Here is a 13,683-nt window from a genome sequence, read left to right on the forward strand (position 1 = left end):
CTCACTTCAGCAGGCCCTTGTCCTTCAGATAGGTGCGGGCCACGTCGGCGGGCAGCCGGCGCCAGATGTCCACCCGCTGGTTCATGCCGGCCAGGTCGCGTGCGGTGAGGACGTCGTTGAGCCTGCCCAGCGCCTTCGCCACGCCCTCACTGCCCGCGCGGGAGCGGTTGACGACCGGGACGACGTAGTCCGCGTTCTGGAGGTGCTTGTCGTCGGCGAGCAGGACCAGGCCGAAGGAGTCCAGCGTGGCGTCCGTGCTGGTGGTCAGCACCATCTGGTCCCGGCCCTCCTGCACGGCGCGCTTGGCCTGCGTGGTGCCGACGCCCTTCGGGTCGACGCCGGTGATGTCGATGCCGTACACCTTCTTCAACCCCGGTGCGCAGTACGGTCGTTGGACGCACTCGTCGCCGGCCGCGAGCCGCACCTTCAGCTTCGAGGCGCCGAGGTCGCCGAGGGTCTTGAGACCGTGCTCGCGAGCGTAGTCCGCGCGCACCGCGAAGGCGTTCTGGTCCACGGCCCGGCCGGGTGGAAGGACGGTGAGGCCGCGGGGTGCGGCGAGTTCCCGCAGGGCCTTCATCGTACGGTCGAGGTCGGGTGAACCGACGGGCTCGGCGTCGGCGCCGTGGGTCTTGGCGTTCAGCCAGTCGGCGAAGGTGGCCGCGTACTCCGGCACGACGTCGATCTGCCCGGACTCCAGCGCCGGTTCGTACAGCTCCCGGTTGGCGACCGTCAGCAGGGAGGTCTTGTACCCGGCCTGGTTCAGCAGCTGGGCGTACATCTGCGCGAGCAGATCACTCTCGGTGAACCCGGCCGAGCCGATGGTGAGGTGATGGCTGTCACCGGGCGGTGCGGTGACCTGCCCACGGTGCTCCAGGGAGGGACCGGTGGTACAGGCGGTGAGGGTGAGCAGCACGAGGACCGCGAGGGCTCGTCGCATGGGCCGGCTTGCGCTGGTGGGGGTGCGGGTGGTGGCGCGAGCGGCTCGGGCGGGGCGGGGGCCGGTGGTCATGCGGGCGCGGGTCCGACGCATGCCGGCCGTCAGCCGCCCGGAGGTGCCGGTCGCCGGCCACTCCCGGTCCTCGCCCGTGCCGGTCATCGGCCGGCCCTGGCCCACATCGGTGCCAGGCGTTCGGCGATCTCGAAGATGCCCTCCACCACGAGGGCGAACACGGCGACGAGCAGCGCGCCCGCGACCACCTGGGGTGTGCTGGCCAGGTTGAAGCCCGCGGTGATGATCCGGCCGAGGCCGCCGCCGCCCGCGAGTGCGGCGATGGTGGCGGTGGCGACCAGTTGGACGGCGGCGAGCCGGACGCCGGTCATGATCAGTGGAAGGGCCAGGGGCAGTTCGACGCGCAGCAGCATCTGCCGTCCGGTCATCCCCATCCCCCGGGCGGCCTGGACGACGCTGCGGTCGACCTCGCGCATGCCGACGTAGGCGTTGGTGAGCAGCGGCGGTACGGCGAACAGCACCAGGGCGACCACCGTGGGGCCCTCGCCCCACTTGCCGATCGGAGTCAGGAGCAGCAGGACCAGGACGGCGAAGGTGGGGACGGCCCGGCCGACGTTGGAGATGTTGACCGCGAGTGCGCCGCCCTTGCCGAGATGGCCGAGGACCAGCGCGACCGGCAACGCGATCAGGCAGCTGAGGAACAGACAGACGACGGTGAGCACCAGATGCTGCAGCAGCCGGTGCCGGATGCCGTCGTCGCCCGACCAGTGCGCGGGGTCGGTGAGCCAGTGCCAGGCCTCGGTGAGCGTGGTCATGAGCGGGCCCTGGTCCAGGGCGTGATCAGCCGCTGCACGCCCAGCAGGAGCAGGTCGGCGGCCACCGCGATCAGCACGCAGAGCACGGACGCGGTGAGCACCTGGGCCTTGAAGTAGGTATTCATGCCCGCGTAGATGAGGTTCCCGAGGCCGCCGAAGCCGACGATCGCACCGACCGTGACCAGCGACACCGCCGAGACGGTGGCGATGCGCAGCCCGGCCATCGCGGCGGGCAGGGCGAGGGGCAGTTCCACGGTGAGCAGGAGACGGATCGGGCCGTAGCCGAGACCGCGCGCGGCCTGCCGGGTCTCCTCCGGGACCGCGCGCAGGCCCGCGAGGATGTTCCGGACGAGCAGGGTGAGCGAGTAGAGCACCAGCCCGGCGACGACGAGGGTGGCCGACAGGCCGTAGACCGGCAGGAGCAGGGAGAACATGGCCAGCGACGGGATGGTGTAGAGGATCGTCGTCACGGCGAGGACCGGGCCGGCCGCCCAGCCCCAGCGGCGGGCCAGCACCGCGAGCGGCAGGGCGACGACCAGGCCGATGAGGACCGACAGCGCGGTCAGCTCAAGGTGCTGGACGACCGCGTCGAGGAGGATCTGCCGGCGCGTGCTCAGATAGGCGCCGCAGATCCAGTCGTTGCGCGCGAGACAGTCGTGCGGGGGCGCGGTCACGGTCCCATTGGACCGGGCGGGCGAGCACGGCGGCACGCTGGGCTGGCCCGTACGGGGTGCTCCACGGACGCGGGCCCTGCGGACGCGGGCCCTGCGGACACGGCCTCCGCAGGCACGGGCCCCACAGGCACAGGCCCCACAGGCACGGGCCCCACAGGCACGGGCCCTGCGGACACGACCTCCGCAGGCACGGGCCCCACAGGCGCGGGCCCTGTGGAGAGGCGCCGCTTCGGGCCGTCGATCGTTCGCGGCACCGACATGGCTGGTCGTGCTCGCGCGGCGCGAACGCCGCCGCTCGTTCCTTCGGGCGCCTAGTCCATCCCCGCCGCGTCCAGCAGCGCGATCACGGTCGTCACGGCCAGGCCGTCGTCCAGATGCTCCACCTTCGCGCCGGCGCGGGCGCTGGCGCCGTCGAAGACCAGGACGAGCTGGCGGGCGAGCAGCTCGGGGTCGCGGGCGCCGCCGCTCTCGGCCTCGGCGCGGAAGGACTCCGTCAGGCCTTCCTTCACCCTGCGCGCGACCACGCTCGCCGGGTGCTCGGGGTCCTTCAGCTCGACCAGGACGGCCAGGTAGGGGCAGCCGTGGTAGTCGTCGTCCGCGGCGGACCTCGTCATCTGCTCGAAGACGTGCAGGATGCGCTCGCGCGGGGTCGCGGTCTCCGGGTGGGGGTGCGCGAGCCGGGCCTCGTAGCGCGGAACGCGCCGCTCCAGGCTCGCGGCCAGCATCGCGTCCTTGCTGTCGAAGAGCTGGTACATCGACCGCTTGGAGACGCCGGCCTCCCGGCACAGCGCCTCGACGCCGACGCCGACGCCGCCGCGGTAGGAGAGCCGGGCGGCCGCGTCGAGCAGCCGGTCGCGGGAGGACGTCTTGTCGGCGGTGGTCATATCGCGAGGTTACCGCGATGCGCGCGGCGGGGAAACCGATCGGTGTATTCACGTGACAGGGGCGCTGAACAAGCGCTTAGATAGGAGCCCGGACATCACTCCTGACCGAACCGACCCGCCGGAGGCCCCGTTGTTCACGTCCGTCGACGACGTCTCCGCCCGCCTCGCCGAGACCGGCTACCTCGCCTCGCCCGCCGTCGCCACGACCGTGTTCCTCGCCGACCGGCTGGGCAAACCGCTGCTGGTGGAGGGCCCCGCCGGGGTCGGCAAGACCGAGCTGGCCAAGGCCGTCGCCCAGGTGGCCGGGGCCCGGCTGGTCCGGCTCCAGTGCTACGAGGGCGTGGACGAGTCCCGTGCCCTGTACGAGTGGAACCACGCCAAGCAGCTGCTGCGCATCAGCGCGGGCCGCGACGAGAGCTGGGACGAGACCCGCACCGACATCTTCAGCGAGGAGTTCCTGCTCCCCCGCCCGCTGCTCACCGCCATCCGCGGCGAAGAGCCGACGGTGCTGCTCATCGACGAGACCGACAAGGCCGACATCGAGATGGAGGGGCTGCTGCTGGAGGTGCTCAGCGACTTCCAGATCACGGTCCCGGAGCTGGGCACGGTCACCGCGACCCGCCGCCCCTTCGTCGTCCTCACCTCCAACGCCGGCCGGGAGCTGTCCGAGGCGCTGCGCCGCCGCTGTCTGTTCCTGCACATCGGCTTCCCCGAGGAGGAGCTGGAGCGGCGGATCGTCCGGCTGAAGGTGCCCGGCCTCGGCGAGGCGCTGGCCGAGTCCGTGGTCCGGGTGGTCGGGGCGCTGCGCGCGATGGACCTGCGCAAGGCGCCGTCCGTCGCCGAGACCATCGACTGGGCACGCACCCTGCTGGCCCTGGGCGCAGGCACGCTGGACGAAACGGTCGTACGGGACAGTCTCGGGGTCATCCTCAAGCACCAGGACGACATCCAGAAGGCGGCGGCGAAGCTCGACCTGGACGCGCTGTGACCGAGGTCGCCGAGCGGATCACCGGCCTGGTCGGGGCGCTGCGCGCGCACGGGGTGCGGATCGGCACGGGCGAGACCGTGGACGCGGCCCGCGCGGTGCGGGAACTCGGGCTCACCGACCGCGAGTTGCTGCGGGAGGGGCTGGCCGCGACGCTGCTGCACGGCCCGGGACAGCGGGCGGTGTTCGACCCCGTCTTCGACCTGTACTTCCCGCGCGGGGTCGGGGCCTTCCACGGTCCCGGCGCGGACCGGGACGGACTGCGCGACCGGCTGGCCGAGGCACTGGCCGCCAATGACCCCGTCATGATGGGCCAGTTGGCGGCGGAGGCGGTGGACGGCATGGGCGGATACGGCGGTTCACCCGGCTCCGACGGCTTCTCGGCGTACCAGACGCTCGAACGGCTGCGCCCGCAGACCCTGTTGGCGCGTGTGCGCGCGGACGTCCGGGGCCGCGGCGGCAGCGGTGCCGGGTTCGCCGACCGGCTGCTGGACGAGGAGATCCGGCGCCGGATCGAGGAATTCCGGCGGATGGTCGGAGCGGAGGCACGGCGCCGGGTCGCCGAGCGGCGCGGGCGGGACGAGATCGCCCGGCGCGGTGTCGTACCGACCGCGGACCGGGTGGACTTCCTCTTCGCCGGCCGGGATCAACTGGCCGAGCTGCGCAGGACCGTCCAGCCGCTCGCACGCAAGCTGGCCACCCGACTGGCCGCGCGCCGGCGCCGGGCCGCGCGCGGCTCCATCGACCTGCGCCGCACGCTGCGCTCCTCGCTGTCCACGGGCGGGGTGCCGATGCGGCCGGTACTGCGCAGACGCCGCCCGGTCCGCCCCGAACTGGTCCTGCTGTGCGACGTGTCCGGCTCGGTGTCCGGCTTCTCCGACTTCACGATGCTGCTGGTGCAGGCGCTGCACGACCAGTTCAGCAAGGTCCGGGTGTTCGCCTTCGTCAACCGGCTCGACGAGGTGACCGGACTGCTCCGGCACGGCCGCGCCGACCCCGACGGGCTCGGTGCCCGCATCCGCGCCGAGGCCACGCTGACCGGCTGGCACGGCAGCAGCGACTACGGCGTGGCGCTGGGCGAGTTCGCCGAGCGGTACGGCGACGCGGTCGGCCCCCGCACGACCGTGTTCGTCCTCGGGGACGCCAGGACGAACATGAGCGACCCGAACCTGGCCGCCGTACGCGAGGTCGCCCGGCGGGCCCGCCGGGTGTACTGGCTGAACCCGGAGCCACGGGACCGCTGGGGCACCGGTGACTCGGCCGCGCCCGGCTACGCGGACCTGGTCGAGATGCACGAGTGCCGTACGGCCCGTCAGCTCAGCGCGCTGATCGCCCGGCTGCTGCCGGTGTGATCGACTGGTCCCGAACGACCGCGATCCGCACCTGATCGGCACCTGCTTGGCTCTTGATCGCTCTTGACCCGCCCCTGATCCGCCTCTGATCCGCTCTTGATCCCCTGATCCTGCCTCTGATCCGTTCCTGATCCGCCCCGAAGGACGTACGCCATGGGTCACTCCCCCGTCTCGCTCGGCACGTTCCCCACGCCCGTCGAACCGGCGCCCCGGCTCGCCGCAGCGCTCGGGCTCGGTCCGGAGGACCTGTGGATCAAACGGGACGACCTGACCGGCCTGGGCGGCGGCGGGAACAAGATCCGCAAGCTGGAGTGGACGGTGGGCGCGGCCCTCGCCGAGGACGCGGACACGCTCGTGACCACGGGCGCCCCGCAGAGCAATCACGCCCGGCTGACGGCCGCCGCGGCCGCCCGGCTGGGCCTGGCCGCCGTCCTCGTCCTGCGCGGCACGCCCGGTGGCTCACGGTCCGGGAACCTCGCCCTGGACGGGCTGTTCGGGGCGCGGATCGCCTGGGCGGGCGATGTGGACCAGGCGGGGCTGGACACGGCGGCGGACAAGGTGTGCGCGCGGCTGCGGGCAGAAGGTGCCCGGCCCGCGCTGATCCCGTTCGGCGGGTCGGGTGTGCAGGGCGCCCGGGGCTATGTGCGCTGCGGCGAAGAGCTGGACGAGCAGCTGCCCGAGCTGCGGACGGTGGTCGTCGCGCTCGGCTCGGGCGGCACCATGGCCGGCCTGGTCGCGGCCCTGGGCACCGGCTCGGTGCTCGGTGTCGACGTCGGCGCGCTGCCCGACCCGGCCTCCGCGGTCGCCCGGTTCGCGGCGCCGCTGACGACGGAGCAGGTCACGACCGCGGGGCTGCGGGTGCGCCGGGACCAGGTGGGCAGTGGTTATGCGACGCTGACCGGCCCGGCGGCACAGGCGCTGCGGCTCGCCGCGCGTACCGAGGGCCTGGTCCTCGACCCCGTGTACACCGGCCGTGCCCTGGCCGGCCTGCGCGCAGCCGTCGCCGACGGTGACATCCGGCCGGGCGAGAGGACGGTGTTCCTGCACACCGGCGGCCTGCCCGGCCTGTTCGGGCACGCGGACGCGGTGGCGTTCGCGGAGGCGGGGGTGGCCGGGTTCGGGGAGTGAGCCGGGCCAGGGAAGGGCCGGACAGGTACGGATCACGGGCGGCGCGGGTGCCACCCGGTGACCTGTTCCGAACGACGCCGGTCACGCGTCCCGGACGGCGAAGGGGCGGCAACCCTCCCGCCTCCGCCTTTCGGCCGTTCAGCCCTCAGCTCTTCGCGTACTCGTTCGCCATCGTCCCGGCGAAGTCGTAGACCACGACCTGCTCGTCCCCCACGACCCAGGCGTCGTGGCCGGGCGGGCACACGAAGACGTCACCGGGGCCGACCTCGGCCTCGCCGCCGTCGTCCATGCGCAAGTGCATCCGCCCCCGCACGACATAACCGTTGTGGTGGACCATGCAGCTCTCGGTGCCCGCGATCGGAGCCACGCACTCCGACCAGCGCCAGCCCGGTTCGAAGGTGCCCACCGCGAAGTCGAGGCCCGTCATGTGCAGGGCTTCGAGGTGGCCACGGGGAAAGTCGCGCCGTTCGTCCGGCTTCTCGACCGTCTTCACTTCCAGCATGACGGCGACCTCCTTCCAACCGCTGACCGCGGCCGGGGCCGGCCTCCGCCCCCCGGCGGCCTCGGACGGCACCGGCGCTGCGGCGGTGACCGTACCCCACGGCTCCATCGTCTGCCGCGCGCCACGGCGCCGCCATTCGGACCGTTTCGTTGGTCGCGCAGTGCCGTTTCGCCTACGCCTCCCGTTCCCCCGCCTCCTGTTCCCCCGCCTCCCTTTCCCCCGCCTCCTGTTCCCCGTCTCCACTTGAGCCACCCCCGCCGTCACGGCCCGCCGCGGGATGAGCGCTGTCACCAGCAGGGCGAGCACCGCCGCCCCGGAGCCGGCCGCCATGACCACCGTGAAGCCGGTCTCGGAAGGCAGCGGTGTCGTGCCGAAGGTGGTCGTCATCTGGGCGAGGACCACGCCCGCGACGGGGCCGGCGCCGGCGCTGGACGTGCCGGTGGACCGCATGAGGGTGTTGATGGTGGTGAGGCTGTCGGCCGCCGCCGTCTCGGCCGGGTCGAGGGCGCCCATGATCAGCGCGGGCACCGCGCCGTAGCCGCAGCGGATGCCTCTGCGCCGATGCCCCAGGAGGCCACCACAAGCTCCCAGACCCCGTGCATCAGCACGATGTTGAGCCAGTATCCGACGGCGACGATGACGGCGCGCACATCAGGGTGCCCCTCGGCCCCCAGGCGCGGGAGACGAGGGCGGACACCGGTGCCGTCGCCATCGTCAGCAGGCCGGTCGGGACGACGGCCGCCGCGAACAGGCCGCGGGTCATGCCGCTGCGCCAGCCCCAGTCGGCCCCCTTGGAGACGGCGGGCAGCAGACGGATCAGGCCGGCGGCCATGCCCAGGGCGCCGGGCAGGTCGGAGCGACCGCTGGTGCGCACGGTGAACTCGGGGACGAGCAGCAGCACGAGCAGGCCGGCTACGGCGCCGAGCGCAGCCGAGGTCCAGAACAGCGTGTGCCGGTCGAAGCGGTCGGCGACCAGCACGGCGGCGGGCAGGCCGAGCGCGCCGCCGACGCCGAGGCAGGCGCTCAGCAGGGCGGCGTCGGTGCCAAGCCGTTCGGCGGGCAGTTCGTCGCGCATGATGCCGATGCCGAGCGGGACCACTCCGGAGGCGAGGCCCTGCGGCGCCCGTCCGACGATCATCGGTGCGAGGCCGTCACTGAGCGCGGCCGGCACCGAGCCGCGACCAGCGGCGCCAGGCCGGTCAGAAGGATCAGCCGTACGGCGGCGGACTCCCCGCTGCCGGCGTGCCGGGGACGCGCTTGGGACGTGGTCGGCCTCGATGGGGACACGGTCTGCGCGGGTCCCGGCGCCTCCCGGTGGACTCCGTTCGCGGGTCGGGTGGCCCGTCCGCCCCGCAACCCTGACCGCCTGCCGCTAGGTTGGGCGGTATGAGCAACCTTGACCGCGCACCCGTGCCCAGTGTCTGCGGCGGCCGTGGATTCGTCGTCGCCGAACCCGTGCGCGAGCTGCTGAGCCCCCGTCATGTGAAGCTGGGCGAGTCGACCGAGGTGCGCCGGCTGCTGCCCAACCTCGGCCGGCGCATGATCGGCGCGTGGGCCTTCGTCGACCACTACGGCCCGGACGACATCGCCGACGAGCCCGGGATGCAGGTTCCGCCGCATCCGCACATGGGGCTGCAGACGGTGAGCTGGCTGCACGAGGGCGAGGTGCTGCACCGCGACTCGACGGGCAGCCTGCAGACGATCCGGCCCAGGGAGCTGGGCCTGATGACCTCGGGCCGCGCGATCAGCCACTCCGAGGAGAGCCCCCGCCCGCACGCCCGCTTCCTGCACGGCGCCCAGCTGTGGGTCGCGCTCCCGGACGAACACCGACGCACCGACCCGGCGTTCGAGCACCACCCGGACCTGCCCACGGTCACGGCACCCGGCCTGACCGCCACGGTGATCCTCGGCGACGTCGACGGCTCCGTCTCCCCGGGCACGACGTACACCCCGATCGTCGGCGCGGACCTCACGCTGAGCCGGGGCGCCGACGTCCGGCTGCCCCTGGAGCCCGACTTCGAGTACGGCGCGCTGGCCATGTCCGGCGATGTGCGCGTGGACGGGGTGCCGGTGCTGCCCGGCTCCATGCTCTACCTCGGCTGCGGCCGCACCGAACTGCCGCTGCGCGCCGAGTCGGACGCCGCGATCATGCTGCTGGGCGGCGAGCCGTTCGGGGAGGAGTTGATCATGTGGTGGAACTTCGTCGGACGCACCCAGGACGACATCAAACAGGCCCGGGAGGAATGGATGAGCGGGTCGGGATTCGGGGAGGTGAAGGGGTACGACGGGGAGCCGCTGCCTGCTCCGGAGCTGCCGCCGGTGCCACTGAAGCCGCGGGGGCGAGTGCGCTGAGCTGGAGGTTTCCAGCCCGGAGCGGACTTGGCCGGGCGAGGTGAGACGCTCCCCGCCCGGCTCGCTCAGACAACTTGAGCACGTAGGACACGTATCCCGCAGCGACCATTCCGAACCCCAGCGGCTGCCCGCCGACCACGCATACGACGTTCCTGACCTGCGCCGATGGCTGTACAGCCAGCACGTCGGCGCCCGCATCGCCCGCAGGTAAATCGACTCGAGCGAACGGCTGGGCCGCCGCCGGTGGGTCATCGAGCGCACGATCTCCTGACTGACCGGCTACCGCCGCCTGTCACCGCGCTACGAGCGACAGATCCAGAGCAAGTTGCCGACTTGGGGTCAGCGACGGTGACGTAGTGGGCCAGGACTGACCAGCAGGCTCCTCCAGGGGACGGGCGCCGATCGGCTCGAGCCATGCTTCCGTCCCGGCGCGCAGGCAGAGAAGGAGCGTGTGGACGGTGTCGACGCACCCTTCGTGCATCTCGGCCACCGCCGCGTCGCGGCTCCTCCGCGAGGGCGAGGTCGGCGGACTTCAGCCGACCGTGGCGCCGTGCACCGTCACCTCACCGTCGACCCCACACCACGAGTGCGAGCCGAACTCGCCAGCTTCTCGGTAGCCGCTTCGGCGGTGAGGGCCTGGATCTCCTCCCCGGCCTCGATGACCGCACGCCTGACTTCAAGGGTCAGGCCGACCGACGTCTTGATGACGCCTCGTACCAGTGGTTTCGCCACCCTTTTGGCCACAGGGGCCGTGATCACGCCGACGAGGAAGGGAGGAATTGCAGGGAGCATGTGTGAACCCTCTTCTTGTGTACACAGCACGACTGCCACCGCCGCCCGAGCCAACACCGTCTGGCCGACAAGGCTGGGCAGGAATTTCCCCCACCAAAAACACGATAGTCGGGCCTCGGCCGATGCGCCCGTAGACGCCGAGGCTGTTCATTCGGTCGGGCGGAAGCCCGCCGGAGCGGACCGTGGCTGCGCGACGGGGTCAGAACGGCTTCGGCACCCCCGGCCCGCACTGGTCCAGCAGCGAGCCCACCACCCGCACAACGAAGTCGGGTACGCGATCCGGGAAATCGTGGCCGGTTCCCTCTGGGGTGTAGATTCTCCGCCCCCGGCTGGAGGCCGCGAGGAACCGTTCTCTCACGGTGAGGAAGAAGTGCCGTACCCGGGCGCTCTCCTCCAGATCGTCGACCGCGTCGAAGATCTCACCACCGCCCGTCAGATCGCGGGGCGCCACGAGGAGGAGGGGCAGTGAGCCGAGTTCACCGTCGTGTACGGCCGTCTGCCAGCCGTCTCTGGTGATGCCGTCCGGTGACAGCTCTCGCAGGATCGATGCCGCGGCGCAGTTCGCCTTGGTCCTGAGCTCGATCATGGCGAGAACCCGCGCCGGGTCATCGGAGGTGTGTGTCTCCCCCTTGCCCGCGAGAGGGTGGAGGCCGAAGAGGTGACGCAGCGCGAGGGCGGTCTGGTCCCTCGGGGCACGTCGCAGGGCCGGAAGCGCCGGGCCGAAGGCGACGGCATCGGGCGGGGTGGGATCGAGCAGCACCAGACCGGCCACCAGGTCGGGGCGGCGCCTGGCGGCGTTGGCCATGAGCAGCCCCCCGAAGGAATGCCCCACTAATACGTAGGGTCCCTTTTCACCGGCCCGCTCCAGCGCCGTGAGCAGTTCGACGGCTTCTGCCGCCGTCGTGCGCGGGAACGGGCCCGGGTCGCTCCAGCCGGACCCCGGACGGTCCACCAGAACCGAACGCATCTGTTCCCGCGCCAGCGCGTGCAGCCGGTGCATGGCGTACCCGCCGGCATGGCCGCCCGGCATCCAGACCACAGTGGGCCTCGGTCCGGCGTCTCCCCCGGCCAGGACATGCATGCGGTAGCCGCCCACGTCCACCATGCGTCCGGGTGGCGGATAGCTCGCCCGTATCCGGGCCACATGCACCAGATGGCGGAACGACCCGAGCCCGAGTGCGAGGGACACGGCCCACAGCCCACCGCCGAGAATCCGCCGGCCGGTCCCCCTGGTGACGCACCGCGCGCCCGCGGCCGCCGGTAGCAGAGCGATGGCCAGCCCGGCCCAGTCCCGGCTGAGCAGCCGGAGTATCGCGTCGGCGGCACGCGTTCCCGGTCGCATGGTTCCCCTCTCCGTCCGAGCCTTCGCGGCCGCTGCCGGGGACACCGCACGTCTCAGCGACCGGTACGACCATCGTCCCCTGGGAACCCCGCGGGCGCCATGCGCGGTGCCGGGCCCCGTCTTGCGTCACAGCCGGGCGGGCTGCCGACGCCGTGCGGACCCTGCCGGGAACCGACCGCGCGCGGTCCGGGACCTGTGGGTGTGCGCCGGGGACTGCCAGGTTCTGCATACGGGCATCCGCCGTCAGGCCTGACCGGCGCCTCACGCGCGCGCAAGACGTGCTGCCACGTCCGCGACCACTTCGGCCTCCCGGGCCACGAGGTAGAAGTGATCCCCGGGAAACGGGCACAGCTCGAAGGAGCCCGGGGCAGCGAGGCCGGACCACGCGCGGACGCCGTCGAGCTCGCAACTCGGGTCGTCCTGGCCGACGTACGCGGTGATCCGCGCCTTGACCGGAGCCGGGTTCGGGGGGTGGTAGCCCTCGATCAGCCGGTAGTCCGAACGGAGGGCGGGCAGCAGCAGGTCACGCAGCTCCGGGAGGTCGTAGGCCTCCGAGTGCAGGTCTCCGAGGCGCCGGACATGGTTGATCAGGGTGTCGTCGTCGGCGTCGTGCAGCGCACCGTGTTCGGCCCACTGGGGGGCTTCGTGTGCGGAGACCAACAGGTGCTCGGGGACGATGCCGCGAGCCTCCAGCCGCAGGGCCACCTCATAGGCGACGCAGGCGCCCATGCTGTGCCCGAAGAGCGCCAGCGGCCGGTCGAGCCAGGGCCGCAGTGCGTCCTCGATCGTGTCGGCCAGGGTGGCCATGTCCTCGACGCAGGCTTCCGCGAGCCGGTCCTGGCGGCCGGGGTACCGCACGGCGAGCACCTCGACGTCCGCCGGCAGTAGCGCGGGCCAGCCGTGGAACAGCTGTGCCGTGCCACCGGCGTGCGGGAAACACACCAGTCGGAGCCTGGGGTCCGCCGCACGCCGGTGGACACGGAACCACTTCTTCGCGTCGGTCGCCGTCATCGCTGACGGATCCCGCGCAGGTGCGTGGGGCCGAGCTTCGGAAGACGGGCGGGAAGCTGTTCTCCCGCCCTCCTGGACACGCACACGGTCTGCACGGTGTGGCGCGGGCGATCCGTCAGGACTGGTTTGCAGGCACCGCCTTCCTGGATGAGTTCCGCGCAATACAGGGGGGTTCCGGTCGCAGACATCTGACCTGTCTCCATCAGGGTGTCGTCTTGGTGTCGCCTTCCGGCAAGCGGGCGTCACCATGGGAACGGTCGCCGGCGACATGGGAAATGGTGAACGCGTCGGCACGCCCCCCGTGTTCAAACCTGGCGGTCACATGCGAGAGGCCGGGCCGACGAGCGGCCGCTGTGCCCGGCGAAGACCCCATCGGCCCAGTCATGTGTGTCGCGGAGGAACACGCGCGCAAACGGACGGGCTTACTCCGGCCCGGACCTGGGCCGTGACATTCGAACGAGCCCAGGATCACACGGAGGGTCGGTCGGCAGACTCAGCGCGCCTTGGCGGCGACCGAACCGGCGCTACGGACCTTGCCGACGGGCTTGTCCTGACCGCTGGCCTGTCCCCCGGTCTGTCCCTTATGCGCTTCTGCGGCCGCGGGCGTCGGCTTGGGGACCGCTCCGCCCCGGCCCGCAGTGCTGTCCTCCGGCGCGCCGACGCCGTGCCCGGCTTCTTGCGTCGGCTGGACCGCGCGCACTTCGGCGGTCGCCTCGGCAGCGAGATCATGGATACCCTCGCCGGCTTCGTGGACGGCCCGCTTGACTTCGATTCCCAGGCCCACCGACGCTTTTACGACCCCTCGCACCAAGGGCTTGCCCAGCCTCTTCACCAAGGATGCGGCGATCAGACCGATCAGGAAGGGGGGTACTACAGGCGGCATGGCACAACATCCTT

General features: G+C 72.3%; 15 protein-coding genes and 1 pseudogene. 6 read left to right on the forward strand and 10 right to left on the reverse strand.

What is annotated here, in order from left to right:
* Position 1: 1 nt before the first annotated feature.
* The 4 genes from ADK64_RS16125 to ADK64_RS16140 all read right to left on the reverse strand — a co-directional run bounded on the left by ADK64_RS16125 (position 2) and on the right by ADK64_RS16140 (position 3,322).
* Complete coding sequence (locus ADK64_RS16125; protein ID WP_053659498.1) at positions 2–937, reverse strand: ABC transporter substrate-binding protein; 936 nt, start codon at positions 935–937, stop codon at positions 2–4.
* Positions 938–1,092: 155 nt separating this feature from the next.
* Positions 1,093–1,764: an ABC transporter permease gene (locus ADK64_RS16130; protein WP_053659449.1), complete on the reverse strand. Its 672-nt coding sequence runs from the start codon at positions 1,762–1,764 to the stop codon at positions 1,093–1,095.
* A complete protein-coding gene (locus ADK64_RS16135) occupies positions 1,761–2,438 on the reverse strand; it encodes an ABC transporter permease (RefSeq protein ID WP_053659451.1) in 678 nt (225 codons plus the stop codon). The genes ADK64_RS16130 and ADK64_RS16135 overlap by 4 nt, the downstream gene beginning before the upstream one ends.
* Before the next feature lie 311 nt (positions 2,439–2,749).
* Entirely contained in the window at positions 2,750–3,322 is a 573-nt protein-coding gene (locus ADK64_RS16140) for a TetR/AcrR family transcriptional regulator (protein ID WP_053659453.1), read from the reverse strand.
* Between the two features lie 130 nt (positions 3,323–3,452).
* On the opposite strand from ADK64_RS16140, the gene ADK64_RS16145 reads away from it, so the two are divergent.
* From ADK64_RS16145 to ADK64_RS16155, 3 genes are all read left to right on the forward strand, one after another.
* The gene (locus ADK64_RS16145) at positions 3,453–4,310 is read left to right on the forward strand and encodes an AAA family ATPase (RefSeq protein ID WP_053659455.1); all 858 of its coding nucleotides are present in this window, start codon (positions 3,453–3,455) and stop codon (positions 4,308–4,310) included.
* Positions 4,307–5,659, forward strand: coding sequence for a VWA domain-containing protein (locus tag ADK64_RS16150; protein ID WP_053659457.1), 1,353 nt, complete (start codon positions 4,307–4,309; stop codon positions 5,657–5,659). The genes ADK64_RS16145 and ADK64_RS16150 overlap by 4 nt, the downstream gene beginning before the upstream one ends.
* Before the next feature lie 153 nt (positions 5,660–5,812).
* The gene (locus tag ADK64_RS16155) at positions 5,813–6,787 is read left to right on the forward strand and encodes a pyridoxal-phosphate dependent enzyme (protein ID WP_053659459.1); all 975 of its coding nucleotides are present in this window, start codon (positions 5,813–5,815) and stop codon (positions 6,785–6,787) included.
* Between the two features lie 145 nt (positions 6,788–6,932).
* Here ADK64_RS16155 and ADK64_RS44995 read toward each other — a convergent pair whose 3' ends face one another.
* Positions 6,933–7,289, reverse strand: coding sequence for a cupin domain-containing protein (locus ADK64_RS44995; RefSeq protein ID WP_053659500.1), 357 nt, complete (start codon positions 7,287–7,289; stop codon positions 6,933–6,935).
* A 277-nt stretch (positions 7,290–7,566) separates the two neighbouring features.
* Here ADK64_RS44995 and ADK64_RS48990 point away from each other — a divergent pair, with 277 nt between their 5' ends.
* Positions 7,567–7,827: a hypothetical protein gene (locus ADK64_RS48990; RefSeq protein ID WP_053659461.1), complete on the forward strand. Its 261-nt coding sequence runs from the start codon at positions 7,567–7,569 to the stop codon at positions 7,825–7,827.
* A gap of 63 nt (positions 7,828–7,890) precedes the next feature.
* Here the strand turns inward: ADK64_RS48990 and ADK64_RS48995 are convergent, their stop codons facing one another.
* Positions 7,891–8,427, reverse strand: coding sequence for an MFS transporter (locus tag ADK64_RS48995; RefSeq protein ID WP_420712981.1), 537 nt, complete (start codon positions 8,425–8,427; stop codon positions 7,891–7,893).
* Between the two features lie 248 nt (positions 8,428–8,675).
* Here ADK64_RS48995 and ADK64_RS16175 point away from each other — a divergent pair, with 248 nt between their 5' ends.
* Together ADK64_RS16175 and ADK64_RS49000 are read left to right on the forward strand one after the other, a co-directional pair.
* Positions 8,676–9,641: a pirin family protein gene (locus ADK64_RS16175; protein ID WP_053659465.1), complete on the forward strand. Its 966-nt coding sequence runs from the start codon at positions 8,676–8,678 to the stop codon at positions 9,639–9,641.
* A gap of 85 nt (positions 9,642–9,726) precedes the next feature.
* Positions 9,727–9,993 (forward strand): annotated as a pseudogene (locus tag ADK64_RS49000) (transposase); the annotation flags it as partial.
* Between the two features lie 206 nt (positions 9,994–10,199).
* Here ADK64_RS49000 and ADK64_RS49005 read toward each other — a convergent pair.
* From ADK64_RS49005 to ADK64_RS43030, 4 genes are all read right to left on the reverse strand, one after another.
* Entirely contained in the window at positions 10,200–10,433 is a 234-nt protein-coding gene (locus ADK64_RS49005) for a DUF5132 domain-containing protein (protein WP_053659467.1), read from the reverse strand.
* Positions 10,434–10,632: 199 nt separating this feature from the next.
* Complete coding sequence (locus ADK64_RS16185) at positions 10,633–11,775, reverse strand: alpha/beta fold hydrolase (protein WP_053659469.1); 1,143 nt, start codon at positions 11,773–11,775, stop codon at positions 10,633–10,635.
* Positions 11,776–12,036: 261 nt separating this feature from the next.
* Complete coding sequence (locus ADK64_RS16190; protein ID WP_053659471.1) at positions 12,037–12,786, reverse strand: thioesterase II family protein; 750 nt, start codon at positions 12,784–12,786, stop codon at positions 12,037–12,039.
* 493 nt (positions 12,787–13,279) lie between these two features.
* Positions 13,280–13,669 carry a DUF5132 domain-containing protein gene (locus ADK64_RS43030; RefSeq protein WP_078992682.1) on the reverse strand — a complete coding sequence of 130 codons (390 nt, stop codon included), beginning with the start codon at positions 13,667–13,669 and terminating at the stop codon, positions 13,280–13,282.
* Between the last annotated feature and the right edge of the window lie 14 nt (positions 13,670–13,683).

Source organism: Streptomyces sp. MMG1121 (assembly GCF_001280015.1).
Taxonomy (GTDB): Bacteria; Actinomycetota; Actinomycetes; order Streptomycetales; family Streptomycetaceae; genus Streptomyces.

Bases quoted from the DNA above. Each gene is read 5' to 3' on its own strand.
- ADK64_RS16185 (WP_053659469.1), bottom strand. From the start codon at position 11,775: ATGCGACCGGGAACGCGTGCCGCCGACGCGATACTCCGGCTGCTCAGC.
- ADK64_RS16140 (WP_053659453.1), bottom strand. From the start codon at position 3,322: ATGACCACCGCCGACAAGACGTCCTCCCGCGACCGGCTGCTCGACGCG.
- ADK64_RS44995 (WP_053659500.1), bottom strand. From the start codon at position 7,289: ATGCTGGAAGTGAAGACGGTCGAGAAGCCGGACGAACGGCGCGACTTT.
- ADK64_RS16125 (WP_053659498.1), bottom strand. From the start codon at position 937: ATGCGACGAGCCCTCGCGGTCCTCGTGCTGCTCACCCTCACCGCCTGT.
- ADK64_RS48995 (WP_420712981.1), bottom strand. From the start codon at position 8,427: ATGATCGTCGGACGGGCGCCGCAGGGCCTCGCCTCCGGAGTGGTCCCG.
- ADK64_RS16190 (WP_053659471.1), bottom strand. From the start codon at position 12,786: ATGACGGCGACCGACGCGAAGAAGTGGTTCCGTGTCCACCGGCGTGCG.
- ADK64_RS16155 (WP_053659459.1), top strand. From the start codon at position 5,813: ATGGGTCACTCCCCCGTCTCGCTCGGCACGTTCCCCACGCCCGTCGAA.
- ADK64_RS43030 (WP_078992682.1), bottom strand. From the start codon at position 13,669: ATGCCGCCTGTAGTACCCCCCTTCCTGATCGGTCTGATCGCCGCATCC.
- ADK64_RS16130 (WP_053659449.1), bottom strand. From the start codon at position 1,764: ATGACCACGCTCACCGAGGCCTGGCACTGGCTCACCGACCCCGCGCAC.
- ADK64_RS48990 (WP_053659461.1), top strand. From the start codon at position 7,567: ATGAGCGCTGTCACCAGCAGGGCGAGCACCGCCGCCCCGGAGCCGGCC.
- ADK64_RS49005 (WP_053659467.1), bottom strand. From the start codon at position 10,433: ATGCTCCCTGCAATTCCTCCCTTCCTCGTCGGCGTGATCACGGCCCCT.
- ADK64_RS16175 (WP_053659465.1), top strand. From the start codon at position 8,676: ATGAGCAACCTTGACCGCGCACCCGTGCCCAGTGTCTGCGGCGGCCGT.